Here is a 26251-nt window from a genome sequence, read left to right on the forward strand (position 1 = left end):
CCGGTCTGTGGGCCGTCTAGCCGCGAACGGTGGCCGGGGCCTTCGCGGCGCGCAGATACCTGACGATGTGGCTCGAACTGCGGAAGGCGAGCGCCGCCATGGTCAGGCTGATGTTGGACGTACCGATCGAGGGCAGGCTGCCGGGCCCGACGAGGTAGAGGTTGTCGTGGTCCCACGACTGCTGGGTGTGGTCGACCACCGAGTTCGTCGGATCGGTGCCCATGATGTGGGTGCCCGCGAGGTGGTTGCCGCCGACGATGTTGTACCACTGGCCCTCGTGCTCGACCGCGCTGTAGCGGTCCTTGTCGTACTCGGTCCGCTCCTCCGCGCCCAGCTTGGCGAAGATGTCGGTCGCGAGGCTGCGGGCGAACGCGGCGCCCCGCATGGTGTACGGCGGGATCGTGAGCGACACGACCGGCTTCAGGTTGTCGAGGGCGTCCTTGTACCGGTCGTCCACCGTGACCGTGTTGTTGCGGTCGGGCAGCAGGTCGATCATGAAGGCCAGCAGCAGCTGCCGGGAGATCTGATTCCCGAGGGTCCGGCGCAACTCCTTGCCGTGCAGGCCCTGTTTGTCCACGAGTTCGACCAGGTCGGTGTAGGGCGAGCCGGTCGCCCATCCCCAGCCGTCGTTGTGGATGTCCACGCCGAATCCCGCCTGGGTGCCGCGGAACCGCCCGCCGCGCAGGTCGGTGATCCCGCTCGTGCAGGACGTGCCCCGCATGGTGCCGGCAGGCTCGGGCAGCAGGCCCCAGGACAGCAGGTACGCGTGGTCCATCAGGTTGCGGCCGATCAGCTGGCTGCGGCTCATGCGCTGCATGTCGGAGGCCAGCATGAGCCGGGCGTTCTCGATGGCGTGCGCGCAGAGAATGTAGACGGTGCCCTTGACCGTGTGCGTCTCGTAATTGCTGGATTCGAGCGACTGGTAGTTCTTGATGGTGATCCCGGTGACCCGGCGGTTCTCCTCGTTCACCTCGACCTTGGACGCGACCGCCTGCGTGAGGAGCTTGACGTTGCCTTTGCGGAGCGCCTTGGTCAGGGTCTTACCCGCGTGGTACTTGGCCTGCACGGGGCAGAGCGGAACGCAGTTGGTGTTCCCCTGGCAGCGTTCGCCCTCTTCCACCTGGTTCGTGCTCACCGCACCGACCGGGACGAAACCCTTTCCTCCGTCGTACGCGGCGTTCGGCACGCCGTTCCGGGCCTGCGGAAAACTCCGCACCCGGAGGGTGTAATCGTCGTCCGCCAGATTGACCTGCATACCGTCCACGCCTCGGGCGACCGTCTTGTCGAGATAGGACGGCGGCATGCGGTGCATCGGGAACACGTACCCCTCCGGGAAATGCATTCCCAGATACGCCTGGTCCTCGACGTCAGCGGCCACACCCAGTTCGGCCTCGGCCTGCCGGTAATAGGGTTCCAGATCGTCATAGCTGAGCGGCCAGTTCAGCCCCTGGCCGTACTTGGTCCGCAGGTCGAAATCCTCGGGCAGCATGCGCAGGGCTTTCCCCTCCCAGTGCATGGAGGTGCCGCCGAGGACTCGGGTGAACGTGGTGTCCGAGCAGTACGCGTCCTCTTGCACGAGGTAGAAGTCGTCCCGGGGTGTCGCCGGATTCACCGGCATCTTGTCGGTGCTCCTGGGCATCCGGGCGTTCGGGTTGAACGGATACGGTGACTGGTTGTCCTTGATGACCGCGCCGTAGAACCGCGACAGGTACGACTCGTACTCCGCGAGGTCCAGATCCTTGCCGGGGCCGGCTTCGACGACCAGCACCTGGTAGCCGGCCTGGCTCAGCTGCTCGGCGACGATGGAACCCGCCATGCCGCCGCCGACGATCACGGCATCCCACTCAACTCTCGCGGCCTCCGCCGCGCTGGTCTGCGTCGCAGCTCCCGCCGGGAAAATCACCGGGTCTGTGTCGTCGAACGACGTCATTGATGCCCCTTGTCGCCTCTGGGGGTGACCTCACCCCGAATTACTGGCCGACCAGCCCGGTGGCAATTCCCACCTGTCGCCGGAACGGATGGTGATCGAACGGCTGTCGAAGGCCCGTCACCGCCGCCGATGATGAAGGAGAAGAAGTCCGGCATCCGATTTCGAGCCGGGAAACCATGGCAGTGAGCAATTTCCGCGCGCTGATCCGCCGTGGATCGCGGGAAGGGCCTCGCCACGAGGCTTGCATATGACGTCGTCACTCGCGCTGTCTCGACTGGGATCTCGTCGGGAAACCCATCGATCGGGCGTAATCAGCGCGTTTAGGTCAACTCCGGTGGTTGACAAGTCAGTTGAGCCTACTGGTAAAAGGCTCATAGGGCCTCGCGAGGACGCGGCCGACAGGCGAAGGCGGGATACGACCGCGCGGCGGTCCCACCCTCCGGGCGTGAGGGGCGTACCGCCCGGCAGTGCCCCGCCCGGTTCATGGCGCGGGAATGGCGTGAAACACGAGCGGCCGGGCCCCCGAAGGAGTCCGGCCGCGAAGGTGTTGCAGGGTCAGGTCAGCAGTTGCCCGCGGGGCGGTCGCGCTTGACCAGGTTGGTGTAGCCGGTCGTTCCGTCCAGCCACAGGACGCGGTTGCCCTCGTCGGCCGCGCCGTAGACCTGGTCGCCGCGGTTGCAGGAGACGCGCTTCGGGCCGCCCTTGCCGTCGGGCGCGACCTGGTACAGCTTCGGCAGGCTCTCGTTGGCCCAAGAGGTGGCGAAGGGCAGCGAGGTGATGGTGAGCGCGTCGTCCGACGCGGTCAGCGAGTAGGCGGGGAGAGCGCCGGTGCCGGCCTCGGGCGTGACGGTGACCGGGTTCGTACCGTCGAAGTCCGCGCGGCGCACCGCGGCCTCGCCGGTGTCGGTGAGGTCGTTGTCCTCGATCCAGAAGACGCCGTCGTCGGTGACGGCCGTCTGGCCCAGGCCCCCCACGTCGGTCGGGTCGATCGGCATCAGGGTCTTCTTGCCGGTGGCGGTGTCCAGGACCTCGACGCCGAGCTTGTAGCCGTCGGACTCGGCCCACATCTTGGCGTAGGCGATCTTGCCGTCGTGGACCGAGGCGAGCGTCGTGACCTGGACCGGGTTCTCGGAGAGCTCCTTGGTCTCCCCCGTCTTGATGTTGATGTAGCGGCTCTGGACCGCGCCGCTCTGCGGGTTGACGTAGCTGTAGACGAGGAGGTCGCCGTCGAGGGCGAGCGCGGTGACGTTCGCCCCGACGTTGCCGACGACCTTGTCCGTGCCGCCGTTCACGGGGCGCACGTGGAAGCTCACCCAGGAGGAGCCGTACTCCGCCCACGCGACGTTCGTGCCGTCCGTGTCCGCGTACACGTTGTAGTTGCCGTTGTTCGGGCTGACCAGCTGCGGCTGGCCCTTGCCGGTGGTGTTGCCGACCCACACCGAGTAGGGCTCGCTGCCGTCCTCGTTGGAGCGGGAGACGGCGTACTTGCCGCCGCCGGCGCCGAGGCCGGTGCCCGCGATGTTCACCTTGCCCAGAATCGTGTCGGTGTCGACGCCGAGCGCCTTCTCCCAGCCGGGCACGATGCCGTGCGCGTCGAAGGAGCGCTGGACGATCTTGAGCTGCGCCTTGGTGGCACCCAGCTCCTGCGCGGCGGCGACGACCGCCGCGCGGCCCTCGGTGAAGCCGTCCAGGGGGGTCATGTACGCGGTCAGGGCACGGTAGACGATCTGGTCGGCGAAGTCGGCGCCGAGGTCCTGGCGCATGTCCCACAGGGCGCCCGAGAAGATCGTGGAGTTGAGGTGCACGCCACCGTTGTCACTGCGGTAGCTGACGCCGATGAAGTTCTTCGAGGTGGTGGCGCCGTCGTTGAGGTCGCGCAGGGCGCACTCGCGCGGGCCGAGCGTGGTGCACAGGTCCTCGCCGAGGAGGCCCGAGTCCGGGTCGTCCATCGACTGGCCGTTGGCCTCCAGGTCGATGGCGTTGCCGAAGTAGTCCGAGATGGCCTCGTTCATCGCGCCGGACTGGCCCGCGTAGACGAGGTTCGCGGAGTGCTGGGTGACGGCGTGCGTCATCTCGTGGCCGACGACGTCGGTGTCCGCGGAGAAGGTGCGGTAGTCGCCGCCGCCCTTGCCGTACACCATCTTGGTGCCGTCCCAGAAGGCGTTGTCGTACGACTTGCCGTTGGCGGTGACGCCGACGATCGAGTACATGTACCCGTCGTTGTTGTCGAGGCCCTTACGGCCGAAGTGGTCCTTGTAGTACCCGTAGACCTTGTTGGCCGCCCAGTGGGCGTCCACCACACCCGAGTTGGTGTACTCGGCGCCGAGATCCGGAGTGGCCGACTTGACGATCGTGGCGGCCGACGGCCAGACACCGGAGGCGCTGGAGACGTCGGCACCGTTCGCGTCCCAGGTCTGGAGCAGCGGGCCCTGGTACGGGTTGTCCGCGTCGCGGTACCCGTAGTCGTAGGTCTGGTAGGTGCCGTCGGCGCCCTTGTACAGGTTGAGGTCGACCTTCTGGCCGTTGTACCGGACGCCGGAGCCCTTGACGACGAACGACGGGGCGGCCGCCGGGGTGGCCTCGTCCGGGAGCGCCGCGGTCCCGCCCGCGGCACCGGCGGCGGCGCCGGTCGCGCCGAACGACTGGATGCCGCTGTACTGCATGACCGGGAAGCCGGAGTGGGCGTCGATGTACACCTCCTGCTTGACGGCGGTGCCGTCCGCGGGGTTGGTGCCCGTGACCGTGATGTGCCGCGTCAGCACGCCCGTGCCCTGCGGCAGGATCGTGAGCTCCCCCGCCTTGCCCGTGAGGGCGGCCGACGCGGGCTTCCCGCCCTTGGCCGGGGCTCGCAGGAGGCCGCCGCCGAACTGCGTGGACACGGCGGCGATCGCACGGTCGACGGCGGTCTTCTCGGAGACCTTCGGGGCGACCGTGTCCAGCTTCAGCTTGGTGAAGTAGTTGCCGGAGGTGCCGGTGACGGCGCGCTTGCCGCCCTTCTTCGTCATGCGGACGACGTACTGGCCGCCGAGAACCTTGACGCCCTTGTACCTCTGCTGGAGGCGGACCGTCTCCCTGCCGCCCTTCTCGGTGATGGTCCCGACGGCCGTCAGGTCCTTCGCCGAGGTGTCCGCGATGTGGTAGCGGCCCTTCTTGGCCTTGAGGTGGCCGCGGGCGGCGTCGGCCGCGCTGCCGGTGGCGGCGACCTCCTCGTTCAGACCGGTCACGAGCGACGGGGTGTCGGTCTCACTGCCCGGCGTGGTCTCGGACGCGGCGGGGGCGGCCGCGGTGTCGGCGTGAGCTGCCGGCATGGCGGTGGCCATCAGGCCCGCCGTGGCCAGCAGCGCGGCTATGCCCTGCCCGACAACGACGCCGGTGCGGCGTCCCTGTGAACCAACTGCTCGTCTGCGTGCTGAAGTCCGCACGGTGCTCCTCCGGTTGCCACGAAAGCGTGAACGGTTATCGGATGCCGACATGGAAGACCCGTAGCGGGATGTGAACAATGCGTTCCACCTGCAGACTTCTGTACGTGCACACTTGTGTGGCCTACACGCAGCGGCGAGGATCACCAGGTGAAATGGGCTGATCTGGACGAACAGTGGCAGGCACTCGGGCTCGGAGCGCACGAACTCCAGGTATACGAGGCCCTGCTGAACACCCCCGGCGACACCACCAGGGCCGCCCTTGCCCAGAGCGTCGGCCTCTCGCCCCGGCAGGTCCGCCACGCGCTGGACCGCCTCGCCGAGCGCGGCTTCACCCGCCCCGCCCGGGGCTCCGGGCTGCCGGTCCCGGACGCCCCGGCCACCGCACTGCGCAACCTCATCCATCTGCACCAGGCGCAACTACTGCGGCGTGAGGCGGAGTTGGAGGAGCTGACCGGCTCAGTCGACCGGATCGCCGCGCAGCTCATGTCCGCCTCGCACACCCCGCGCACCCTCGGGATCGAGACGCTGCGGGGGCGGAGGGCGATCGCCGAGCGGGTCACCTCGCTGGTGGTGTCGGCGACCGAGGAGGTGGTCCTCCTGGACCGTCCCCCGTACGCAGCCAGCGAGCCGGACGGCATGCCCGAGCCCATCAACATGGCGGAGCCGGTCCGGCGCGGGGTGCGGGTGCGGGTCGTGGTCGACCGGGAGGGGCTGAGCTTCCAGGGGCGGGCGCGCGGGCTGAACGTGCTGGCCGCGGAGGGGGTGCAGATCCGGCTCGGCATGGACCTGCCGACGAAGCTGATCACCGTCGACCGCCGGATGACGCTGTTGCCGCCGACCGACGCGGCCGACCCCACCGCCACCGCCCTGGTGGTCAGCGACGCGCTGCTGAGCAACGCGCTGGTGCCGCTGTTCGAGGCGGTGTGGGAGCGGGCCGTGCCGATCGGGTCGGTCGGCAACAGCCAGGTCACGGACGAGGACCGGGAGCTGCTGACGATGCTCTCCTCCGGCCTGAAGGACGAGGCGATAGCCCGCCGCCTGGACGTGCACGTCCACACGGTCCGCCGACGCATCAGCCGCCTGATGCAGGAGCTGAAGGCGGAGACCCGCTTCCAGGCCGGCGTACAGGCGGCGATGCGTGGGTGGCTGACGCTTTAGGCCCTCGTGGCCCGGCTCTCCCGACGCGTCCGCAGGAGCGTACCGGCGAGCAGCGCTCCGGCCAGGACCAGGGCGGAGTTGACCAGGACGGCGACGGTGACTCCGGAGAGCACGCCGTCCGGCCCCGTGTCGCCCAGTGCGGTCATCCGGGCGGTGGCGACGGCGCTCATGACGGGGATGCCGAGGGTGATGCCGACCTGCTGGGTCATCGTGGCGAGGCCGGTCGCGAGGCCCTGCTCCTCGTCGGGGAGGCCCGAGGTCGCGGTGACCATGAAGCCGACGATCATCAGCATGTTGCCGACGCCCCCGATGAACGTGGCGGCCAGCAGCAGCCAGATCCAGGCGCCCGAGGTCCCGAGCGCCACCAGCGAGAACGTGGCGAGAGCCTGGACGACTCCCCCGGCGACGATGGTCCTCCGGTTGCCGAAGCGGCCCACCACCCGGCCGCCGAGGGTGCCGCCGATCACGGTGCCGATGCCCAGGACGCCGAAGGCGAGACCGGTCGCGAGCGGGGTGTAGCCCAGAACCTCCTGGAGGTAGAGCGTCAGCAGGAAGACCAGGGACGTCTCGGTGACGAAGGCGACGAGCCCGGTGGCGTTGCCCCAGATCACGCTGCGGCGCTTGAGGACGCGTACGGGAACGAGCGGTTCGGCCGCCCGCTTCTCCACGAACCAGAAGGCGACGAGCAGCGCGAGTCCGGCGAGGAGCGCTACGAGGGTGGCCGGGGCGGTCCAGCCGGTCGCCCCGGCCTGGGTCAGCCCGTAGACGAGGAGCAGCAGGCCGCCGGTGACGGCGACGGCGCCGGGGACGTCGAGGCGGGGGCGCCCGGCGGGGCGGGAGTCGGCGATCACGGCCGGGGCCAGGGCGACGACGAGGGCGGCGACGGGGACGTTGACCAGGAACGCCCACCGCCAGGAGAGCAGGTCGGTGAGGAGCCCGCCGAGGATCGCGCCCGCGGTGAACCCGGCGGACATCAGGGCGCCGTTGAGGCCCAGGGCGCGTTCGCGCAGCGGGCCCTCCTTGAAGGCGGTGGTCAGCAGGGAGAGCCCGGCGGGCGTGACGGCGGCGGTGGCGAGGCCCTGGAGCACGCGGGCGGTGAGCAGCACCTCCGGTGAGGCGGCCAGGCCGCCCAGCAGTGAGGAGAGGCCCAGGACCGCCATGCCCCCGATGAACATGCGCTTACGGCCGACGAGGTCGGCGACGCGACCGAACAGCAGCGTGAAGCCGGCGGCGGCCAGGGCGAACGCGGTGGCGATCCACTGGAGGTCGTGGAGCGCGAAGCCGAGTCCTTCCCCGACGACGGGCAGCGCGACGTTCAGGATCGAGAAGTCCACGGCGATCATGAACTGGGCACCGAGGAGCAGGGCCAGGACGAGCTTCTGGCGCCCGGTCATCCGGGCGGGCGGCGGCGGTACGGAGGCGGTGGGGGCGGGGCGTGACGGGGTGCGGCTGGGCGCGGACATGGTCGTCCCTCCTCGGACGGAAGCTAAACGGTTCCGTGGTTCCGTTAAGATGGAGCGACCGTAACAGAGGAATGCTCGTTAATGGAACTGGAGACCCGTTATGGCATCCGAGAGCGTGGAACCGGGCACCGTACGGCCCGGCGGGCGGACCGCACGGGTGCGGGAAGCGGTCCTGCGCGCGGCGGGCGACGCGCTGGCCGAGCACGGATTCGACCGGCTCGATCTGGCTGATGTGGCGCGCCGGGCGGAGGTCGGCAAGACGACCGTCTACCGGCGCTGGTCCTCGCCCACCGGTCTCATCGCGGACCTGCTGGACGACATGGCCGAGCAGTCGTCGCCGCGGGCGCGGACCGGCTCGCTGGAAGGAGACCTCAGGGCGAACGCGCGGCTGGTGCTGAAGACGCTCACCGATGAGCGCCAGGGCGCGCTGTTCCGCTCGGTGATCGCGGCGGCGACCTGCGATCCGCGTACGGCCCAGGCGCTGCACCGCTTCTACGCGATCCGGGTCGAGGAGTGGGCGGGCTGCGTCACCGAGGCCGTCGAGCGGGGCGAACTGCCGCCCGGCACGGACCCGGACGAGGTCGTACGCGCGGTCTCCGCGCCGCTCTACTACCGCCTGCTGGCCAGCGGCGGCCCGCTGGACGAGGCGGCCGCCGACCGCGCCGCCGACGCGGCGGTCCTGGCGGCGAAGGCGGGGGCGTACGTGGGGTGAGGGCGCGGTGCCTCACGGAGGCGGGGCCCCGGGCCCGGCCCGCCCGGTCCGCCGCCCCCGCCTCACCCCGCGAGTGCCGCCCGCAGCCGGACCGCCCACGGGTGGTCCGCGCCCTCGGCCAGCGTGATCGTCTCGGCCAGCCAGGCGCGTCCGTGGTCGTCCAGGACCGGCAGCGCGGCCTCGAAGTCCCGCTCGTCCTTGGGTCTCCGGGACTTGGACTTGTAGAGGAGCTGGATCTCCGGGGCGAGGTAGCGGACGCCGTCCGGGGAGACCCGCCCCAGCCGCGCCAGCGGGAGGCGCACCCGGGGGTCGCGGCGGAACACCCAGTCCTCGCCGTCGGTGTCGTCCAGCATGAACTGCAGCCGCCAGGGCTCGTCCGGCCCCGGCCGGCACCAGATGTCGTGGACAGCGGCGGGCAGGGTCTCGCCGGGTCGCCAGGGCCGCAGTGTGCCGGGCGGATCGGCGGCCCACCACTCCCAGCCGGCCAGCACCCGCTGCGCCTCCGACTGGTCGCGGCGCAGCAGGAGCACGTCGATGTCCCCGTGCTCCCGGTAGGCACGGCCCACCGCCAGCTCGACCGCGTAGCCTCCGGCGATCCACCACGGCGCGCGCAGCGGGGCGAGCAGGCGGACGGCCTCGGCGAGCGGCGGCGGGTCCCAGACGCCCCACGGGGTCTCCGTGCGCACGGCGGTCAGTTCCGCTTCAGGAGGTGGCGGTAGCTGTCGGGATGTTCGCGCAGATAGGTGGCCAGGTCCATGGCGGGGCGGCCGGTCAGGGCCGGGACGGCGTCCGAGACGGTGGCCATCTCCCCGGCCGCGATGGCCTCGTACGAGGTGACCCAGCCGGCCACCTCCCAGTCCGGGGCCCCGTGGCCCGCCCGGGAGGCGTACGCCTCCTCACGGGTCTCCGGCACATAGCTGACGGCCCGTCCGGCGACCCGGCTCAGCTCCTCCGCCGCCTCGGCGAGCGTGAACGCCTCGGGACCTGTCAGGTCGTAGGTGCGGCCGTCGTGCGAGGGGCCGGTCGCGTCGGTGTCCGCGAGGAGGACGGCCGTCGCGGCGTCGGCGATGTCCTCGTGGGCGACGGCGGCGACCCGGCCGTCCCCGGCGGGGCCGCGCAGCACACCGTCGGCGCCGGTCATGGCGGGCAGCCCGGCGAGATACCAGCTGTCGCGCAGGAAGGTGTACCGGACGTCGGCGGTCCGGATGTGCGCCTCGGTCTGCCAGTGATCCCGGGCGAAGGTGAAGGTGGCGTCGGGGGCGGCGCCCAGGAAGGAGACGTACACGATGCGTTCGACGCCGGCCGCGACCGCCGCGTCCACGGCCGTCGTGTGCTCCCGGACCCGGTCGGGGCTCTCGTGCGCCGAGACGAGGAACAGGGTGTGCGCCCCGGCCAGGGCGCGCCGCATGGCCTCGCCGTCGCCGTAGGGGGCGGGCGGCGCGAGGTCGGCGCCGGGCAGGGCGGGCAGCCGGGACGGGTCGCGGCCGAGCAGCCGGACGGGGACGCCGGCCCGGGCCAGCCGGGTCGCGACGCGGCCGCCGAGCGCGCCGCTCGCCCCGGTGACGGCGGTGGGCGGACCGCTGGTGACGGGATCGGTGGCGGGGCTCATGCGGGGGTGCCCTCCTCGGACGGCCAGGGGCGTACCTCGACGACCGCGTCGACGGGAAGCGGTCCGTAGATGTGCGGGAACTCCTCGCCGCCGGGCGCGGCCGCCTCGTAGCGCAGGGGTGCGGTGAGCCGGGCGGGGTCGATGACGAGGACCACGAGCTCCTGGCCGGCGGCCCCGGCCCGGCTCTCCGCGCCGTACAGCAGCTCGGCCACGCCCGGGAGCTGATGGGGCAGCGAGCAGTGGATGAAGCCCTCTTCGTGCAGGGTGCGGCCGCGGGTGGACATCTCGTACGTCCCGATCCCGCGCGCCGCCTCCCAGAGCGGACCTTCGGTGAGGTGCAGCAGTTCGGCCATGGGCCGAGGCTAACGCCGCGACGCGCTGCGGGGCGGAGCCTGTGGATAACCCCTCGCCGCGTCGGCGCGGCGGCCCGCTGCTCAGGTCGCCAGGAGTTTCGCCTCCGTCTCCGGCGCGAGGCCCACGGCGGGGCGGTCGGGGCGCTGGGGCGCCTCGCCGCCGATCTCGCGCAGCCACGCCCAGGTGTCCGCGACGGTCTCCTCGACCGGGCGGCAGCGCAGCCCGGTCGCGTGGGCGAGCCCGACGTCGCCCTGGTGGAGGGTGTCGTACACCTCCCCCGGCGGCAGCCACACGGGCAGGTCGGTCCACGGCTCGACGCCCGCCGCGAGGATCTGCTCCGCCGGGGTCCAGCGCAGTTCGGCGTCCGAACCGGTGGCACGCACGCAGGCGTCGAGCAGGCCGCCCATGGTGGTGTGCCCCGGCCGGCTGACCAGGTTGTACGGGCCGTGCAGCCCTTGTTCCGCCGCGCCGAGCACCCAGTCGGCGAGGTCGCGGGCGTCGATGTACTGGATGTCCGTGTCCGGGGTGCCGGGGGCCAGGACCGGACCGCCGCGGGCGATCCGGTTCAGCCACCAGGGCAGCCGGCCGATGTTCTCCCAGGGGCCGAGGATCAGGCCCGCCCGGGCGAGGAGGGCGCGGTCGCCGAAGGCGTCCTGGGCGGCCAGTTCGCCGCCGCGCTTGGCCAGGGCGTACGACTGGTCGTCCCCGGCGTCCGGCGAGGCGCCCGCCACCACGGGGCCGTCCTCGGCCAGGCCCGCCGGGGCCGGATAGTCGTAGACGGAACGGCTGGAGATGTACGTGTAGCGGGCGGCACGAGTGGACAGCAGCCGGGCCGCGTCGCGCACGGCGGAGGGCGCGCCGCTCCAGGTGTCGACTACCAGGTCCCAGCCGGGGCCGTCGGCGGCGGCGAGCGCGGCCAGGCCGTTCTCGGCGGTGCGGTCACCGATGATCTCGGCGGTCCCTGGCGGGGGCGCGTGGTGGCCCCGGTGGAAGACCGTGACCTGCCCGCCGCGCGCGAGCGCCGCCTCGGTCACGGCACGGCCGACGAACTGCGTACCGCCCAGCATCAGAAGCCTCATGTCCCCGACTCTGCCCTCTGACGGCCCGCTTCGGAACGGTCCACGCTCTCGGCTGAATCACCCGGAGGCGGGAACTCCCCGGGCAGGCCGCCGGGCCGGGCGCTCCGGCCTCAGGAGAGTGCCAGCGGACTGCGGTGGCGCAGCAGCCACTGGTGGTATCCGGCCACCCGCCGGGCCGCGTCCCGGTAAGCGGCCTCCAGTTCCGCGTAGACGGCGGTCATGTCGGCGCCGGGCCGGGAGACCAGGAGCAGCCGGACCGCGAGCGGGTCGTCGCGCAGCGGGCGGATCGCCATGTCGTCGCGGGGGCCCGAGGTCGGCTGGCAGGGGGCGACCGCCTCGCCGAGGACGACGAGGGAGGCGGCGGTGAGGTAGTCGCCGTGGAGCACGACGGGCGCGAGGCCGGCCCGGCTGAACATCCGGCGCAGCCCGTCCCATTCGCCGTCCACCGTCGGGTCGACCATCCACCGGTCGGCGGCCAGGTCCGCCAGGTCGACCACGGGCAGCGCCGCGGCCGGGTGGTCGCGGGCCATGGAGACGAACTGCGGTTCGCGGTCCACGAGGACCCGCTGCTCCAGCCCGTCCGGGACGGTGAGCGGGCAGCCTTCCACCTCGTGCACGAAGGCCACGTCGAGCCGGCCCGCCTCGACCGCGCGGAGCAGGGCGCGGGCGGAGACGTCGACCCGGAGCGAGATGTCGGTGCCGGGCAGCCTCAGCCGCAGGCGGCGCAGCCAGCCGCCGATGACCCGGCTGGCGGTGCACCCGATGCGCAGCCGGGGCCCTTCGGCGGCCGCGGCCTCCGCCTTCGCGTCGCTGACCAGGGCGGTCATGCCGTCGACCAGGGGACGGGCGCGGCTGAGGACGGCGCGGCCGAGGAGGGTGGGACGGCAGCCGGTGCGTTCGCGGCTGAAGAGTTCGGCGCCGAGCGCGTTCTCGATCCGGCGCAGCTGGGTGGTGAGCGCGGGCTGGCTCACGCCCAGGGTGCGGGCCGCCCGGTGCAGGCTGCCGGTGTCGGCGATGGCGCACAGCGCCCTGAGGTGTCTCACCTCAAGCTCCATGGTGCCGAGGTTAGGGCGGCCGGGCGAGCCGCACCATAGGCCGTAACCCGGTCAAAGGCGGGCGATTCAGCGGGCGTTCGGTGTGCGGACGGCAGGTGTGCACGAGATGTCCACACACGGTGATAGGGCCGTGTTATCACCGGCTGACATCATCCGCGCGGGCTCCGCTTCCCCGAAACTCTCTCCGTACCGCCCCCGTCCGAGTCCGATCATCGGACGGGTTCCTCTGACAGGCAACTGGTAGGAGACCCCCCACATGAGACACCCCAGGACCGTCGTGTCGGCCGTGCTCGGACTCGGCCTCACCATCGCCGCACTCGGCGCGGGACCGGCGATCGCCGCTCCGGAGGCGGCCGCCACGGCCGCTCACGTGGCCTACTCGGCCACGTCCGCCTCGCACGAGGACGCCGCCGCCAACAAGGCGTTCTTCGAGGCGGTCGCGAAGTCGGTGGCCGAGAAGCGGGCGGCCAACCCCGGCATCCAGGCCGTGACCATCGTCTACAGCGCCGCCAACGCTCCCAGTTTCCGCACCCAGATAGCCAACAGCGCCTCGATCTGGAACAGCTCGGTCTCCAACGTCCGGCTCCAGGAGGGCTCGAACCCCGACTTCGCGTACTACGAGGGCAACGACTCCCGCGGCTCGTACGCGAGCACCGACGGCCACGGCAACGGCTACATCTTCCTGGACTACGCGCAGAACCGGCAGTACAACTCGACCCGGGTCACCGCCCACGAGACCGGACACGTCCTCGGTCTGCCGGACCACTACTCGGGGCCGTGCAGCGAGCTGATGTCGGGGGGCGGCCCCGGCACGTCCTGCACCAACCCGTACCCGAACGCCGCTGAGCGCAGCCAGGTGAACTACCTGTGGCAGTACGGCTTCGCGGCCACGCTGACCAAGGCCGGCTCCTGACCGGTCCCGTTCGCGCCGATGGGCCGCCCCGCAGGACGGGGCGGCCTGTCGCCGTACTGCCGTGCCGTCAGCCGGAGCCGTATTCGGTACGGACCAGGGTCAGCAGTTCGTCCACGGTGAGCCCCAGGCCCCTGGCCTCACCGACGGTCTCGCGGACCCGTTCGAGGAGGCGGGCGCGGTGCGGGGACGCACCGTCGGCGATGGCCGCGCCCCGGCCCCGGCGCAGTTCGATCAGGCCCTCCTCGCGCAGCCGCTGGTAGCCCCGCAGCACCGTGTGCACGTTGACGCCGAGCGACTCGGCCAGGACGCGGGCCGCGGGCAGCCGTTCGCCGGGGGCCGCCGCGCCGTCGGCCACGGCGCGGCGCACACAGGCGGCGATCTGGTCGCCGAGCGGCACGGTGGAGGTGGGGTCGACCCGGAAGAGCATGGTCAGTGGTCCGTTCGGCGCTGGTCGATCAGGGTGTTGAGGAGCGCGGCCCCGGTCGCCGAGTCGTCCACGGTCACCGCGAAGTCGCGGCCGTTCGTCAGCCGGGCCACGATGCCCTCCCCCGACCGGAGCATGACACCACTGCGCCCGGGCCGGATGCGGTACCCCCAGCCGCCGTACTCGGTGAGCGGGCTGATGTCGCGGCTGGCCGCCGCCTCTATGCGGTCCAGCGGGACCCGGATGCGCGGCCAGGGCAGCATCCCGGTAACGGTGATCCCGCGCCGGTCCACGGTGACGTACGGGCGGGCGAAGCTCGCGATGAGCAGCCCGAGGACGAGGGGCAGCACGGCCAGGGGCCAGCCGACCGTGAACAGCACGGCGATTCCGGTCCCGACGACCAGGAGCGCCGTGAGCGGCAGCCACCAGGAGCCGGCTCCCCGGGCCCACCCGGCGACCTCCCCCGCCCCCAGCACGACGCGTTCGCCGCCCGTCTCGGGTCCGTCGTCCCCGGCCGGTTCGGGCACGGGCGTCAGCGCGGCCAGGAGGTACCCGAGTCCGAAGGCGACGACGCCCGCCCCGAAGGCCGCGGCCATGTGCCACATGGGGAAGTGGACGCCCTGCCCCCGGCCCTGCGCGTCCTCGACCGCGTCCACGTTGATGAGGAGCACGGCCGCCAGGAGGTAGCCGATGAAGGCGGCGAAGGCGTACCCGAAGCCGATCAGAACGCGGTGTGCCGTACCGGCGAACTTCCCGAACGCGGACATCAGCGTCCACAGGAGCCCTGTGCCGAGCAGTACGAGTGTGGTGATGACGAGGTACGAGGTCTGGCCGGCGTAGTCGTCCACCCGGCCGTTGCCCACGAAGTGGCTGGCCAGCTGCGCGGGCAGCCGGTCGCGGCGGGTGGCGAAGAGCAGCAGGTCGACGGCGAGTGCGAGCAGGAACGGCAGGGCGGTGAGCACCACGCGGCCGACGGATTTCAGGTTCATCAAAACCTCCCTTGTTCGCATGCTAGTAGAACAATGAAGGTGGCAGCAAGCACGCGAGGGGTACGTGGGAAGGGTCCGGGCGGTCCGGCGCCCGGTCATTCAGGCCGTTTCGAGCGGGAACGCTCCCCGGTGTCCCGTACCGGCGCCCTCCGACGGCCGGGGCTCGAACTCCCGGCAGCTCCAGACCTCCTGGACGAAGCCGGTCCGCCGCTCCCACAGCCCGAGCACGTCCTGCTCCCCGGACGTGCCCCGGTACGCCTCCTTGGCCCCCCGGAAGCAGGCGAGCCCGCCGGAGAGACCGCGCACCGGCTCCGGGGCCGGGAAGTAGTCGGAGAACGCGCAGGCTATGCAGGTGCGCAGGTGGACCCCGGGCGGCAGCTCCCGCTGGATCGTCGCCAGCGCGGACCCGAAGTCGGTCTCGGCCCGCTGCGAACCGAAGGCCGCCCCGCCGAAACGGAGTTCCAGGTAGAGATACGGGTCGGGCTTGCGGAGGGACAGCAGGCAGCTGAGGGTCGCCTGCCGTTCCGCCCCCTCGGCCATGACGGGAAACGGCAGGTCCCACTCCAGGACGCAGTCACCCAGGACGCCGTCCGTCAGCACGAACAGCCCCTGCTCCGCCGGTCCGGCCGCCACCGGGCGCAGGCCGTCGAAGCTGCCGCCCTCGAAGTCCACACCCCGTACGCGGAGGCGGAGTTGCTGCCCGTCGGTGGTGAGGATGACGGCGTCCGATCCCTGCCGGTCCCGGTACCACCCTGCCCACGACTCATCTGTCATGAGCAGGGACTGTAGCCCCTGCCTCCGACACCGCCCCTGCCGCCCTCCGCTTGGCCGGTGCGGCCGCTCGGCACCTCCCTTCGGCGGACGGTTCGTCAGTGCTTCCGGCGGGTGACGAACTCGGCCAGGGCCAGCAGATCGCCCGCCGCCGAGAGGTCCGGGACCGCCCTGGACAGGTGGTGCACGGCCCGCGCCATGCGGTCCGCGGCACAGCTCTGCGCCCAGTCCCGGCCGCCCGCCCGGTCCACGGCCTCCGCGGCCCGGCCCACCTCGGCGCGGGTGTTCATCGCGCCCCGGTACAGCTCGGCGAGCTCAGCCGCGGCCGGGGCGCCCGAGGTGAGCGCGGCCACCACGGGCAACGACTTCTTGTGGGCGGTGAGGTCCGCACCGACCGGCTTCCCCGTCTGCGCCGGGTCGCCCCAGATGCCGATCAGGTCGTCGATCAGCTGGAAGGCGAGCCCCGCCTCCCGGCCGAAGCCGTCCATGGCCCGGACGGCCCGGTCGTCGGCGCCCGCGTAGAGCGCGCCCAGGGCGCAGGCGCAGCCGAGCAGCGCACCGGTCTTCGCCGTCGCCATGGTCAGGCACTCGTCCAGCGACACCTGGTCCGGGTCGCGCTCCTCGAAGGCGCAGTCGGCCTGCTGACCCGCGCACAGCTCGATGACGCAGGTCGAGAGCCGGGCCGAAGCGCCCGGCGACATCGCCCTGCCGTCCTCGGCGAGCAGCCGCTGGGCGAGGGCCAGCATCGCGTCGCCCGCGATGACGGCGTCCGGGACACCGAACACCGTCCAGGCGGTGGCCCGGTGGCGGCGGGTGTGGTCCTCGTCGATGACGTCGTCGTGGAGCAGGGTGAAGTTGTGGACGAGCTCGACGGCGACGGCGGCCCGAACGGCCTGTTCGGGGTCGCCGCCCAGGGCGCGGGTGGCCGCCAGGACGAGCGCCGGCCTGATCGCCTTGCCCGCGCCGCCCGCCGCCGGGCTGCCGTCGGCGTGCTGCCAGCCGAAGTGGTACATCGCGACCCGCCGGATCGAGCCGGGCAGGGAGGCGACCGCCGCCCGCAGCTGCGGGTCCACGAGAGTCCGGGTGTATTCGAGGAGCGCCGCGGCCTCGTTGCCCTCGGTCGCGGCGTCTGTTCGGGTCATGGTCAATCGGTCACCCCTGTCGTTGCCGCCCCGGCCCCGGCCGCTGGCGCGGCCGGGGCCGGGGACGTGGGTGGTTGCTGGGAGCACGGGCGGGCGGGGCCCGGACCGCGAGGGGTCCGGGCCCCGTGGCTCACCGCCAGCGGCTGACCTCGACGTTCTCCAGGACACCGAGGGCGTCCGGGACGAGGATCGCCGCGGAGTAGTAGGCCGTCACGAGGTAGGAGATGATCGCCTGCTCGTCGATGCCCATGAAGCGGACCGAGAGGCTGGGCTCGATCTCGTCCGGGATGCCCGTCTGCTGGAGGCCGATGACACCCTGCTCGGACTCGCCGGTCCTCATGCAGATGATCGACGTGGTGCGGGCGTCGCTGACCGGGATCTTGTTGCACGGGAAGATCGGGACGCCGCGCCAGGCCGGCACGTGGTGCCCGCCGACGTCCACGCTCTCCGGGACGAGTCCGCGCTTGTTGCACTCGCGGCCGAAGGCGGCGATGGCACGCGGGTGGGCCAGGAAGAGCTTGGAGCCGCGTCGGCGCGAGAGCAGTTCGTCCATGTCGTCGGGGCTCGGCACCCCGTCGTGCGGCTGGAGCCGCTGGCCGTAGTCGCAGTTGTTGAGCAGGCCGAACTCGCGGTTGTTGATGAGCTCGTGCTCCTGGCGCTCGCGCAGCGCCTCGACCGTGAGCCGCAACTGCTGCTCGGTCTGGTTCATCGGCTGGTTGTAGAGGTCCGCGACGCGGCTGTGGACCTTCAGGACGGTCTGGGCGACGCTCAGTTCGTACTCGCGCGGCGCCGCGTCGTAGTCCACGTACGTGTGGGGGACGACGGCCTCGCCGACGTGGCCCGCGGAGAGGTCGATCTCGGCCTCGCCGTACTTGTTGGTGCGCTGCTGCGGGAGGGACAGCAGCCCGGCGAGATGGCTGCGCAGCGAATCGGCCCGCTCGGCGAGGTTGAGCACGTCGGCCCGCCGGAGCGTGAGCACCGTGCACGCGGTGACGGCGCGGGCCGTGTACTCCCAGACGGCGTCGCCCTCGATGAGGGAGTGGTCCCCGAAATAGGCCCCGTCCGCGTGGACCCCGAGCACCGTCTCGTCCCCGTAGGGACCGGTGCCGACCTTCTCGACCTTGCCGTGCGCCAGCAGGTAGACCCGGTCCGCCGCCTCGCCCGCCGTGGCCAGGAGCTGCCCGGCGGGGATCTCACGCTGCTCGCACCTCCGGGACAGCTCGGCGAGCACCTCCTCGTCCCCGAAGTCCCTCAGCGCCGGGAGCTCCCCCAGCTCGGCGGGGATGACCGTGACCTGGTCCCCGGTCTGCACGAACGTGACGCGGCCGTCCCCGACCGAGTAGCTCAGCCGGCGGTTCACCCGGTACGTGCCGCCCTGCACCTGGACCCACGGCAGCATCTTCAGCAGCCACCGTGAGGTGATCTCCTGCATCTGCGGAGCGGACTTGGTGGTCGTCGCGAGGTTCCGCGCGGCCGCCGTGCCGAGACTCTGCTGCGGCGGCACCTGCACGTTCTGAACCTCTTCACCAACGGACATCTGTCGTCCTCTCGATCTATCGGCTGACCTGCGGGAAGAACACTTCCAGCACGAGGACGGGGCACGCCATTACACAAAAGAGTGTGACTAATCGGGCTTTGGGCGGGGCACAACGCTGCGCGATGCCCACACGGCACCCGCGCCATACCCACCCTTAAATTTGTATCCGGAATGCCAATTAACTAATCTGACCGCCATGCGGCTGACCAAGTTCACCGACGTCGCGCTGCGCGTCCTGATGCGCCTCGCCGTCGTGAAGCACGAGGACCCGCCGACCACCCGCGAGGTGGCGGCGGTCATGCGGGTGCCGTACTCGCACGCCGCGAAGGTCGTGGCCCGCCTCCAGCACCTCGGCCTGGTCGAGGCGCGACGGGGCCGGGGCGGCGGGCTCGCCCTCACCGAGGCGGGCAGGAGCGCGTCGGTCGGCGGCCTCGTCCGCGAGCTGGAGGAGCCCGGCGACGTGGTCGACTGCGAGGGCGCCACCCCGTGCCCGCTCCGGGCGGCCTGCCGGCTGCGCGGCGCGCTGCGCGAGGCCCAGGAAGCCTTCTACGCCGCCCTGGACCCCCTCACCATCGCGGACCTGACCGCCACGCCCACCGGCCCCCTGCTGATCAGCCTCGGCGCCGGACCGCCCGCCGGGGACTGACCCCCGCCACACCGGGCCGCCGGCCCGGTGCCTACACTGCCGTTAAATGCGCATCCTAGATGCCAATTCAACATCCGAGGAGTCACCGATGCTCTCCGAGTCGTCCACCGCAACCGTCCGCGCCACCCTGCCCGCCGTCGGCGCGGCCATCGGGGACATCGCCGATCTCTTCTACCGCAAGCTGTTCGACGCCCACCCGGAGCTCCTGCGCGACCTGTTCAACCGGGGCAACCAGGCGTCCGGCACCCAGCGCCGGGCCCTCGCCGGCTCCATCGCCGCCTTCGCGACCCAACTGGTCGAGCAGCCCGGGACCCGCCCCGACGTGATGCTCGGCCGGATCGCGCACAAGCACGCCTCGCTCGGGGTCGCCCCGGCCCAGTACGAGGTCGTCCACACCCACCTCTTCGCCGCGATAGCCGAGGTCCTGGGCGACGCGGTCACCCCCGAGGTCGCCGCCGCCTGGGACGAGGTCTACTGGCTGATGGCCAACGCCCTGATCGCCATCGAGGAGCGGCTGTACGCGGAGCAGGGCGTCGTCGCCGGCGACGTCTGGCGCGAGTGGGAGGTCGTCTCGCGCACCGAGGAGACCGACGACGTCGCCCGGTTCCGCATCCGCCCCGCCGACGGCTCCCCGGCCCCCGCCTTCCGCCCCGGCCAGTACGTCTCCGTCCAGGTCGAACTCCCGGACGGTGCCCGGCAGATACGCCAGTACAGCCTGTCCAGTGCCCCCGGCTCGGCGCTCCGCTCCATCACGGTCAAGCGGGTGCACGGCAACGACGCCCCGGACGGCGAGGTCTCCCGCCACCTGCACGCCCGGGTCGGCGCCGGTGACCGGCTCCGGGTCTCCGCCCCGTACGGCGACCTCGTGCTGAAGTCCGACGAGGCCCCGCTGCTGCTCGCCTCCGCGGGCATCGGCTGCACCCCGATCCTGTCGATGCTGGAGCACCTCGCGGAGTCGGAGCACCGCGCCCCGGTCACCGTCGTGCACGGCGACCGCTCCCCCGCCGATCACGCGCTGCGCACCGACCACACCGCGCTCACGGCCAAGCTGCACGACGCCGCCGCCCACTTCTGGTACGAGAACCCGGAGGACGGCCACCCCGCCGACCGCACCGGGCTCGTGGACCTGAGCGGTCTCGTCGTCCTGCCGGGCACGCACGCCTACCTCTGCGGCCCGCTGCCCTTCATGCGCTCGGTCCGCACCCAGCTGCTCGCCAAGGGCGTCCCGGCCTCCGACATCCACTACGAGGTGTTCGGCCCCGACCTCTGGCTCGCCTCCTAGGTCGTACTGATCGTGTCCGGATCGGCTCGCACAGGATCCGAACAGGGCCCCGCCGTCGCCCCGCGACCGGTCGGGGCCCTTCCGGTTGGGTAGAACCGCTCCCACACGCACAGAAGGAGCCGGTCATGTCCTCACCCATGTCCGCGAGCGCGTTTCTCGCCGCCCTCAAGAAGGAAGGGCTCACCGTCGTCGAGGTCGGCGACTGGCGCAGCCACAACCGGAACCACAAGGGCCCCTGGGGCCCCGTGAACGGGGTGATGATCCACCACTCCGTCACCAAGGGGACCGACGCCACTGTGGAGATGTGCCGCGACGGCCACCCCGACCTGCCGGGACCGCTGTGCCACGGCGTCATCGCCAAGGACGGCCGGGTCCATCTGGTCGGCTACGGCAGGACCAACCACGCGGGGATGGGCGACGACGACGTCCTGCGCGCGGTCGTCGCGGAGAAGAAGCGACTTCCCCACGACAACGAGGCCAACACCGACGGGAACCGGCACTTCTACGGCTTCGAGTGCGAGAACCTCGGCGACGGCGAGGACCCCTGGCCGGAAGCCCAGCTCGAAGCCATCGAGAAGGTCTCGGCGGCCATCTGCCGCCACCACGGCTGGACCGCCCGCTCGGTCATCGGCCACCGCGAGTGGCAGCCCGGCAAGGTGGACCCGAAGGGCTTCGCGATGGGGGACATGCGCGACCGCATCCACGACCGCCTCAAATGAGCCCCGGGCTGCGCCCGCCGCCACAATGGAGCCCATGCCCGCCCCGTCTCCCGCATCCCTGCTCCACCCGCGGCTGCCCTCGCCCCTGCAGCAGGCCGCGGACGAGCGCTTGGCCCGGCACGGCGTGACGCTGCTGCTCAAGCGCGACGACCTGATCCACCCGGATCTGCCGGGCAACAAATGGCGGAAACTCGCGCCCAATCTGGCGGCCGCCGCCGGGCGTCCCGTGCTCACCTTCGGCGGCGCGTACTCCAACCATCTGCGGGCCACCGCCGCCGCCGGACGGCTCCTCGGATTCCGCACCATCGGGGTCGTACGCGGTGACGAACTGGCCCATCGGCCGCTCAACCCCTCGCTGGCCCGGTGCGCCGCCGACGGGATGCGGCTGCACTTCGTGGACCGGGCGACCTACCGCGCCAAGGCCGACCCGGCGGTCCTGGCCGGACTGCTGGAGGCGTACGGGGACTGCGAGGTCGTCCCGGAGGGCGGCAGCAACGCCCTCGCGGCCCGGGGCTGCGCCGAGCTGGGGCGCGAACTGCGGGGCGTGGCCGACGTGGCCGCCGTGGCCTGCGGCACCGGCGGCACCCTGGCCGGGCTCGCCGCCGGACTCGCGCCGGGGCAGCGCGCGCTCGGCGTCCCGGTCCTGCGCGGCGGCTTCCTGGGCGAGGCGGTGCGGGAGCTCCAGCGGGAGGCGTTCGGCGGCCCGGCGGGCGACTGGTGGCTGGACGAGCGGTTCCACTTCGGCGGCTACGCCCGTACGACACCGGCCCTGCACGCGTTCGCAAAGGATTTCGAGGACCGGCACGGGCTGCCCGTGGAGCGACTGTATGTGGCCAAAATGCTGCACGCGCTCACCGTGCTGGCGGAGGAGGGCGCCTTCCCCGCCGGAACCGCGGTCGCGGCCGTGATCACCGGCCGTCCGGACGCGCCCGAGGAGCCCGCCGGCCCCGGGGGCGCTCAGCCCTCCTCCCGGTAGGCCGCCGCCTCCTCCAGGTCCAGGCGGCGCAGCAGGGTGCGCATCATCTCGTCGTCGATCCTGCGCTCGTCCCGCAGCCGTACGAAGACCTCCCGCTCGGTCTCGATCATCTCGCCGGCCAGCCGCCGGTAGGTCTCGTCCGCCGACTCCCCGGTGACCGGGTTGGCCGCGCCGAGGCGTTCCCAGACCGCGTTGCGGCGGCGTTCCAGCACGGTCCGCAGGCGGTCCGCGAGCGGCTGGGGCAGCCGGTTGCGCTCGTCGGTGAGCAGTTCGTCCAGGCGGGCCTCGGCGGCCGTGGACGCCTCGTTCTGGGCCTGCGCCTCGGCCAGCGTGTCGGCCTGCCGGTCCCGGCCCGGGAGCTTCAGGACGCGCACGAGGAGCGGCAGCGTGAGCCCCTGCACCACCAGCGTGCCGATGACGGTGGTGAACGTCAGGAACAGCACCAGGTTCCGGGCCGGGAAGGCGTCGCCGTCGCTGGTGACGAGCGGGACGGAGAAGGCGATGGCGAGCGAGACGACCCCGCGCATCCCGGCCCAGCCGACGATGAGCGGCGAGGTCCAGTCCGTACCGGTCTCCCGCTCCCTGATCCGCCGCGACAGCCACCTGGGCAGAAAGGTCGCCGGGTAGACCCAGACGAACCGGACCACCACCACGGCCAGGAAGACCAGCACCGCGTACCCGAAGGCGTCCGCCACGGAGTAGGTGCCGAGCCCCTTGAGCACGAACGGCAGCTGGAGGCCGATCAGCGCGAACACGGCCGACTCCAGGACGAAGGCGACCATCTTCCAGACGGCGGCCTCCTGGAGCCGGGTGGCGAAGTCGACCTGCCAGGACCGGTGGCCCAGATACAGCGCGACGACGACCACGGCGAGCACCCCCGAGGCGTGCACGCGCTCGGCCGCCGCGTACGCCACGAACGGGATCAGGAGCGACAGGGTGTTCTGGAGCAGCGGCTCCCTGAGGTGCGTGCGCAGCCAGTGCAGCGGGACCATGAGCAGCAGGCCGACCCCGACGCCCCCGACGGAGGCCAGCAGGAATTCCCGCACCCCCGCGCCCCAGCTGATGCCCTCCCCCACGGCCGCGGCGAGCGCCACCTTGAACGCGGTGATCGCGGTGGCGTCGTTCACCAGGGACTCGCCCTGGAGGATCGTCGTGACACGCGCGGGCAGCCCCACCCGGCGGGCGATGGCCGCGGCGGTGACGGCGTCCGGCGGGGCGATCACGGCGCCGAGCACCAGCGCGGCGGTCAGCGGCAGATCGGGCACCAGCAGATAGGCCAGCCATCCCACCGCGACCGTCGCGAACAGGACGTACCCGACGGACAGCAGGGCCACCGGCCGCAGGTTGGCCCGCAGATCGAGGTAGGAGCTGTCCACGGCGGCCGTGTAGAGCAGGGGCGGCAGCAGCAGGGGGAGCACGATGTGCGCGTCCAGGGTGTACGACGGCACCCCCGGCACGTACGAGGCGATCAGGCCGACGGCGACCAGGAGAAGCGGGGCCGGCACCGGGGTGCGGCGGGCGAGGCCGGCGGTCGCGGCACTGCCCGCGACCAGCGCCACCAGGGGCAATGCGTCCATCTCATGATCCTCGCATCCGTCGTAACCTGGCCATCATGAGTGGTTGCCCGCATGTACCGGACCTGCCGCGCCCCGAGCCCGCGCCCCTCGGCGAAACCTGTCCCGAGTGCCTGGCGGCCGGCACCCACCCCGTGCAGCTGCGGCTGTGCCTGAGCTGCGGTCATGTCGGCTGCTGCGACTCCTCGCCGGGCCGGCACGCGACGGGGCACTTCGAGCGGACCGGCCATCCGGTCATGCGGAGCTTCGAACCGGGCGAGAACTGGCGTTGGTGCTTTGTCGACGGTTCGATCGTCTGACGTCCGGGTACGTCAAACCGGCGCGCGTTGTTCGTAATTGAGCGACGCAGACCCCTAGGCACTGTGCGTACTCATGGACCTACCATGAGTGACAGCCTCAGGGCGGGGTTCCGGCGACACGGCATCATGGATCGCGATAGCGTCGCCGGACCGAGAACCGAAGACGTACCGCATGGCTCCGGGCGTTCTCCCGGAACCTCGAATGAGTTTGTGCCACCTTGGAGGTGAGGGTGTCCCAGATCGCAGGCGAGCCCGGGAATCAGGACTTCGTAGAGGTCCGGCTGCCCGCTGCGGGTGCCTACCTGTCGGTGCTGCGCACGGCCACGGCCGGTCTCGCAGCACGTTTGGACTTCACTCTCGACGAGATCGAGGACCTTCGCATCGCGGTGGACGAGGCGTGCGCGATCCTGCTCCAGCAGGCCGTGCCCGGCTCCGTCCTCAGCTGCGTGTTCCGTCTCATCGACGATTCACTCGAGGTGACGGTCGCGGCCCCGACCACGGACGGCCGCGCCCCGGAACGCGACACCTTCGCCTGGACGGTGCTCTCCGCACTGGCCGGGAAGGTCGACTCCTCGGTCGCCGACGACCGTACGGTCAGCATCAGCCTGTACAAACAGCGCGGCGCGGGACCCGGGCCGGCGTGAGCAACGGGAACGGGGACGGTCCTGTGCGGGACGAGACGATCCGACCGGGGGTGGTGCGTGCGGCGGGCATCCCGGATCAGCAGGCCCTGCCTCATCCGGTGGACGGGGCGGAGCTGCCCCGTGCGGTGGGCGGGGCGGACGGGCCCGCCGGCATTACGGTCGCGGTGAAGCAGTCGCAGGCGGAGCGGGCAGGCCAGATGAGCGAGCACGGGCACCACGATCCAAACGACCGCAGCGAGGCGCGGGCGTTGTTCATCGAGCTGGGCAAGCTCGCCGACGGTTCGCCGGAGCGGGCGGAGCTGCGCAACCGGCTGGTGCGGATGCACCTGCCGCTGGTGGAGCACCTGGCCCGTCGCTTCCGCAATCGCGGGGAGCCGCTGGACGACCTGACCCAGGTCGCCACCATCGGGCTGATCAAATCCGTCGACCGGTTCGACCCGGAGCGGGGCGTCGAGTTCTCGACGTACGCGACGCCGACGGTCGTCGGGGAGATCAAGCGCCACTTCCGCGACAAGGGCTGGGCGGTGCGGGTGCCGCGCCGCCTCCAGGAGCTGCGGCTCTCGCTGACCTCGGCGACGGCGGAGCTCTCCCAGCTGCACGGCCGCTCGCCGACGGTGCACGAGCTGGCGGAGCGGCTGGGGATCTCCGAGGAGGAGGTCCTGGAGGGCCTGGAGTCGGCCAACGCGTACAGCACGCTGTCGCTGGACGTGCCGGACACGGACGACGAGTCGCCGGCCGTGGCGGACACGCTGGGCTCCGAGGACGAGGCGCTGGAGGGCGTCGAGTACCGGGAGTCGCTGAAGCCGCTCCTGGAGGACCTGCCGCCGCGCGAGAAGCGGATCCTGCTGCTGCGGTTCTTCGGCAACATGACCCAGTCGCAGATCGCGCAGGAGGTCGGCATCTCGCAGATGCACGTCTCGCGGCTGCTGGCCCGCACGCTGGCGCAGCTGCGCGAGCGGCTCCTCGTGGAGGAGTAGCGGGCGCGGTGACGCGGAAGAGGCCGCCGGGTCGTCCCGGCGGCCTCTTCGTGTGTCCCGGGAGCCCTCAGGCGTCCCCGGTGTCCGCGTCGGACGTGCTGCCCGGCCTGCGGATGCCGAGGGCCTCGATGGTGGCGGGCCTGACCAGCTGGTAGAGCGCGGTCAGCGCGACCGCCGCGAGCACGATGCCGGCCGGGATCAGCACGCCGTGGGAGCGCAGCAACGTCCAGGCCACCGGCAGCGCGATGATCTGCGTGATGAGCGCCGGGCCCCGGCTCCAGCTGCGGCGCAGCAGCAGGCCGCGGGCAGCGAGAAGCGGGATCAGGCCGAGCGCGATGACGGTCAGCCCGCCCATCTCGGCCTGCTCGGGGCTGTCGGGCCGGCCCAGCAGCCCCATCACCAGCATGTAGATCCCGCCGACGACGAGGGCGGCGCCTTCGAGGCCGCTGATCGCGGCCACCAGCGCGATCCTGGCCGGTTTCGCCGGCTCGGCCAGGGGCGAGGGCGCGTTCTGCTGAGTACTCACCCTTGCAGGTTGGCATCCCGCCCCCGGCGAAGGAAAGCCGGGGTCGCGCG

25 protein-coding genes are annotated in these 26251 nt (G+C 72.0%); 10 read left to right on the forward strand and 15 right to left on the reverse strand.

Annotated elements, in window-relative coordinates:
- Positions 1 to 16: 16 nt before the first annotated feature.
- Positions 17 to 1930, reverse strand: a complete 1914-nt coding sequence (locus tag ACZ6C6_RS11090) for a GMC family oxidoreductase (RefSeq protein ID WP_469201394.1) — start codon at positions 1928 to 1930, stop codon at positions 17 to 19.
- A 560-nt stretch (positions 1931 to 2490) separates the two neighbouring features.
- The gene (locus tag ACZ6C6_RS11095) at positions 2491 to 5352 is read right to left on the reverse strand and encodes a M4 family metallopeptidase (RefSeq protein ID WP_469201396.1); all 2862 of its coding nucleotides are present in this window, start codon (positions 5350 to 5352) and stop codon (positions 2491 to 2493) included.
- Between the two features lie 147 nt (positions 5353 to 5499).
- Here ACZ6C6_RS11095 and ACZ6C6_RS11100 point away from each other — a divergent pair, with 147 nt between their 5' ends.
- On the forward strand, positions 5500 to 6510 hold the full coding sequence (locus ACZ6C6_RS11100) for a winged helix-turn-helix transcriptional regulator (RefSeq protein WP_469201398.1): 1011 nt from the start codon (positions 5500 to 5502) through the stop codon (positions 6508 to 6510).
- On the opposite strand, the gene ACZ6C6_RS11105 is transcribed toward ACZ6C6_RS11100, so the two are convergent.
- Positions 6507 to 7973: an MFS transporter gene (locus ACZ6C6_RS11105; RefSeq protein ID WP_469201400.1), complete on the reverse strand. Its 1467-nt coding sequence runs from the start codon at positions 7971 to 7973 to the stop codon at positions 6507 to 6509. The genes ACZ6C6_RS11100 and ACZ6C6_RS11105 overlap by 4 nt on opposite strands.
- Positions 7974 to 8073: 100 nt before the next feature.
- Here ACZ6C6_RS11105 and ACZ6C6_RS11110 point away from each other — a divergent pair, with 100 nt between their 5' ends.
- Positions 8074 to 8685, forward strand: coding sequence for a TetR/AcrR family transcriptional regulator (locus tag ACZ6C6_RS11110; protein WP_469201401.1), 612 nt, complete (start codon positions 8074 to 8076; stop codon positions 8683 to 8685).
- A 62-nt stretch (positions 8686 to 8747) separates the two neighbouring features.
- Here the strand turns inward: ACZ6C6_RS11110 and ACZ6C6_RS11115 are convergent, their stop codons facing one another.
- From ACZ6C6_RS11115 to ACZ6C6_RS11135, 5 genes are all read right to left on the reverse strand, one after another.
- A complete protein-coding gene (locus tag ACZ6C6_RS11115) occupies positions 8748 to 9371 on the reverse strand; it encodes a nucleotidyltransferase domain-containing protein (RefSeq protein WP_469201403.1) in 624 nt (207 codons plus the stop codon).
- A 5-nt stretch (positions 9372 to 9376) separates the two neighbouring features.
- Positions 9377 to 10294, reverse strand: coding sequence for an SDR family oxidoreductase (locus ACZ6C6_RS11120; protein WP_469201405.1), 918 nt, complete (start codon positions 10292 to 10294; stop codon positions 9377 to 9379).
- Positions 10291 to 10647: a DUF952 domain-containing protein gene (locus ACZ6C6_RS11125; RefSeq protein ID WP_469201407.1), complete on the reverse strand. Its 357-nt coding sequence runs from the start codon at positions 10645 to 10647 to the stop codon at positions 10291 to 10293. Before ACZ6C6_RS11125 ends, ACZ6C6_RS11120 begins: the two co-directional genes overlap by 4 nt.
- A gap of 81 nt (positions 10648 to 10728) precedes the next feature.
- A complete protein-coding gene (locus ACZ6C6_RS11130; protein ID WP_469201840.1) occupies positions 10729 to 11715 on the reverse strand; it encodes an NAD-dependent epimerase/dehydratase family protein in 987 nt (328 codons plus the stop codon).
- A gap of 122 nt (positions 11716 to 11837) precedes the next feature.
- On the reverse strand, positions 11838 to 12782 hold the full coding sequence (locus ACZ6C6_RS11135) for a LysR family transcriptional regulator (RefSeq protein WP_469201409.1): 945 nt from the start codon (positions 12780 to 12782) through the stop codon (positions 11838 to 11840).
- A 256-nt stretch (positions 12783 to 13038) separates the two neighbouring features.
- Here ACZ6C6_RS11135 and snpA point away from each other — a divergent pair, with 256 nt between their 5' ends.
- Complete coding sequence (snpA, locus tag ACZ6C6_RS11140) at positions 13039 to 13695, forward strand: snapalysin (protein ID WP_469201411.1); 657 nt, start codon at positions 13039 to 13041, stop codon at positions 13693 to 13695.
- Positions 13696 to 13762: 67 nt separating this feature from the next.
- On the opposite strand, the gene ACZ6C6_RS11145 is transcribed toward snpA, so the two are convergent.
- The 5 genes from ACZ6C6_RS11145 to ACZ6C6_RS11165 all read right to left on the reverse strand — a co-directional run bounded on the left by ACZ6C6_RS11145 (position 13763) and on the right by ACZ6C6_RS11165 (position 18558).
- On the reverse strand, positions 13763 to 14122 hold the full coding sequence (locus ACZ6C6_RS11145) for a GntR family transcriptional regulator (protein ID WP_469201413.1): 360 nt from the start codon (positions 14120 to 14122) through the stop codon (positions 13763 to 13765).
- A 2-nt stretch (positions 14123 to 14124) separates the two neighbouring features.
- Positions 14125 to 15108: a DUF1648 domain-containing protein gene (locus ACZ6C6_RS11150; RefSeq protein WP_469201415.1), complete on the reverse strand. Its 984-nt coding sequence runs from the start codon at positions 15106 to 15108 to the stop codon at positions 14125 to 14127.
- A 99-nt stretch (positions 15109 to 15207) separates the two neighbouring features.
- The gene (locus tag ACZ6C6_RS11155) at positions 15208 to 15882 is read right to left on the reverse strand and encodes a DUF6304 family protein (RefSeq protein ID WP_469201417.1); all 675 of its coding nucleotides are present in this window, start codon (positions 15880 to 15882) and stop codon (positions 15208 to 15210) included.
- Between the two features lie 95 nt (positions 15883 to 15977).
- Entirely contained in the window at positions 15978 to 17021 is a 1044-nt protein-coding gene (locus tag ACZ6C6_RS11160; protein WP_469201419.1) for a family 2 encapsulin nanocompartment cargo protein polyprenyl transferase, read from the reverse strand.
- A gap of 130 nt (positions 17022 to 17151) precedes the next feature.
- Positions 17152 to 18558, reverse strand: coding sequence for a family 2B encapsulin nanocompartment shell protein (locus ACZ6C6_RS11165; protein WP_469201421.1), 1407 nt, complete (start codon positions 18556 to 18558; stop codon positions 17152 to 17154).
- A 196-nt stretch (positions 18559 to 18754) separates the two neighbouring features.
- On the opposite strand from ACZ6C6_RS11165, the gene ACZ6C6_RS11170 reads away from it, so the two are divergent.
- The 4 genes from ACZ6C6_RS11170 to ACZ6C6_RS11185 all read left to right on the forward strand — a co-directional run bounded on the left by ACZ6C6_RS11170 (position 18755) and on the right by ACZ6C6_RS11185 (position 22181).
- Positions 18755 to 19204: an RrF2 family transcriptional regulator gene (locus ACZ6C6_RS11170; RefSeq protein ID WP_469201423.1), complete on the forward strand. Its 450-nt coding sequence runs from the start codon at positions 18755 to 18757 to the stop codon at positions 19202 to 19204.
- A gap of 88 nt (positions 19205 to 19292) precedes the next feature.
- Positions 19293 to 20486 carry a globin domain-containing protein gene (locus ACZ6C6_RS11175; RefSeq protein ID WP_469201425.1) on the forward strand — a complete coding sequence of 398 codons (1194 nt, stop codon included), beginning with the start codon at positions 19293 to 19295 and terminating at the stop codon, positions 20484 to 20486.
- Positions 20487 to 20611: 125 nt separating this feature from the next.
- Positions 20612 to 21205: an N-acetylmuramoyl-L-alanine amidase gene (locus tag ACZ6C6_RS11180; RefSeq protein ID WP_469201427.1), complete on the forward strand. Its 594-nt coding sequence runs from the start codon at positions 20612 to 20614 to the stop codon at positions 21203 to 21205.
- 34 nt (positions 21206 to 21239) lie between these two features.
- Positions 21240 to 22181 (forward strand): 1-aminocyclopropane-1-carboxylate deaminase/D-cysteine desulfhydrase, encoded by a 942-nt coding sequence (locus tag ACZ6C6_RS11185; protein ID WP_469201429.1) that lies wholly within the window; start codon positions 21240 to 21242, stop codon positions 22179 to 22181.
- On the opposite strand, the gene ACZ6C6_RS11190 is transcribed toward ACZ6C6_RS11185, so the two are convergent.
- Complete coding sequence (locus tag ACZ6C6_RS11190) at positions 22163 to 23758, reverse strand: Na+/H+ antiporter (protein WP_469201431.1); 1596 nt, start codon at positions 23756 to 23758, stop codon at positions 22163 to 22165. The genes ACZ6C6_RS11185 and ACZ6C6_RS11190 overlap by 19 nt on opposite strands.
- Before the next feature lie 35 nt (positions 23759 to 23793).
- Between ACZ6C6_RS11190 and ACZ6C6_RS11195 the strand changes: the two genes are divergently transcribed.
- The 3 genes from ACZ6C6_RS11195 (at position 23794) to ACZ6C6_RS11205 (ending at position 25675) form a co-directional block, all read left to right on the forward strand.
- Entirely contained in the window at positions 23794 to 24054 is a 261-nt protein-coding gene (locus ACZ6C6_RS11195; protein ID WP_328902252.1) for a UBP-type zinc finger domain-containing protein, read from the forward strand.
- A gap of 230 nt (positions 24055 to 24284) precedes the next feature.
- Positions 24285 to 24698, forward strand: coding sequence for an ATP-binding protein (locus tag ACZ6C6_RS11200; protein ID WP_018105584.1), 414 nt, complete (start codon positions 24285 to 24287; stop codon positions 24696 to 24698).
- Positions 24695 to 25675 carry an RNA polymerase sigma factor SigF gene (locus ACZ6C6_RS11205; RefSeq protein WP_469201433.1) on the forward strand — a complete coding sequence of 327 codons (981 nt, stop codon included), beginning with the start codon at positions 24695 to 24697 and terminating at the stop codon, positions 25673 to 25675. The genes ACZ6C6_RS11200 and ACZ6C6_RS11205 overlap by 4 nt, the downstream gene beginning before the upstream one ends.
- 67 nt (positions 25676 to 25742) lie before the next feature.
- On the opposite strand, the gene ACZ6C6_RS11210 is transcribed toward ACZ6C6_RS11205, so the two are convergent.
- The gene (locus ACZ6C6_RS11210; protein WP_469201435.1) at positions 25743 to 26201 is read right to left on the reverse strand and encodes a hypothetical protein; all 459 of its coding nucleotides are present in this window, start codon (positions 26199 to 26201) and stop codon (positions 25743 to 25745) included.
- Between the last annotated feature and the right edge of the window lie 50 nt (positions 26202 to 26251).

The organism is Streptomyces sp. NPDC041814 (genome assembly GCF_055590565.1).

Coding starts and splice junctions, on each gene's coding strand:
- ACZ6C6_RS11090 (WP_469201394.1), bottom strand. CDS start 1,930: ATGACGTCGTTCGACGACACAGACCCGGTGATTTTCCCGGCGGGAGCT.
- ACZ6C6_RS11105 (WP_469201400.1), bottom strand. CDS start 7,973: ATGTCCGCGCCCAGCCGCACCCCGTCACGCCCCGCCCCCACCGCCTCC.
- ACZ6C6_RS11110 (WP_469201401.1), top strand. CDS start 8,074: ATGGCATCCGAGAGCGTGGAACCGGGCACCGTACGGCCCGGCGGGCGG.
- ACZ6C6_RS11120 (WP_469201405.1), bottom strand. CDS start 10,294: ATGAGCCCCGCCACCGATCCCGTCACCAGCGGTCCGCCCACCGCCGTC.
- ACZ6C6_RS11125 (WP_469201407.1), bottom strand. CDS start 10,647: ATGGCCGAACTGCTGCACCTCACCGAAGGTCCGCTCTGGGAGGCGGCG.
- ACZ6C6_RS11130 (WP_469201840.1), bottom strand. CDS start 11,715: ATGCTGGGCGGTACGCAGTTCGTCGGCCGTGCCGTGACCGAGGCGGCG.
- ACZ6C6_RS11135 (WP_469201409.1), bottom strand. CDS start 12,782: ATGGAGCTTGAGGTGAGACACCTCAGGGCGCTGTGCGCCATCGCCGAC.
- snpA (WP_469201411.1), top strand. CDS start 13,039: ATGAGACACCCCAGGACCGTCGTGTCGGCCGTGCTCGGACTCGGCCTC.
- ACZ6C6_RS11145 (WP_469201413.1), bottom strand. CDS start 14,122: ATGCTCTTCCGGGTCGACCCCACCTCCACCGTGCCGCTCGGCGACCAG.
- ACZ6C6_RS11150 (WP_469201415.1), bottom strand. CDS start 15,108: ATGAACCTGAAATCCGTCGGCCGCGTGGTGCTCACCGCCCTGCCGTTC.
- ACZ6C6_RS11155 (WP_469201417.1), bottom strand. CDS start 15,882: ATGACAGATGAGTCGTGGGCAGGGTGGTACCGGGACCGGCAGGGATCG.
- ACZ6C6_RS11160 (WP_469201419.1), bottom strand. CDS start 17,021: ATGACCCGAACAGACGCCGCGACCGAGGGCAACGAGGCCGCGGCGCTC.
- ACZ6C6_RS11165 (WP_469201421.1), bottom strand. CDS start 18,558: ATGTCCGTTGGTGAAGAGGTTCAGAACGTGCAGGTGCCGCCGCAGCAG.
- ACZ6C6_RS11170 (WP_469201423.1), top strand. CDS start 18,755: ATGCGGCTGACCAAGTTCACCGACGTCGCGCTGCGCGTCCTGATGCGC.
- ACZ6C6_RS11175 (WP_469201425.1), top strand. CDS start 19,293: ATGCTCTCCGAGTCGTCCACCGCAACCGTCCGCGCCACCCTGCCCGCC.
- ACZ6C6_RS11180 (WP_469201427.1), top strand. CDS start 20,612: ATGTCCTCACCCATGTCCGCGAGCGCGTTTCTCGCCGCCCTCAAGAAG.
- ACZ6C6_RS11185 (WP_469201429.1), top strand. CDS start 21,240: ATGCCCGCCCCGTCTCCCGCATCCCTGCTCCACCCGCGGCTGCCCTCG.
- ACZ6C6_RS11190 (WP_469201431.1), bottom strand. CDS start 23,758: ATGGACGCATTGCCCCTGGTGGCGCTGGTCGCGGGCAGTGCCGCGACC.
- ACZ6C6_RS11195 (WP_328902252.1), top strand. CDS start 23,794: ATGAGTGGTTGCCCGCATGTACCGGACCTGCCGCGCCCCGAGCCCGCG.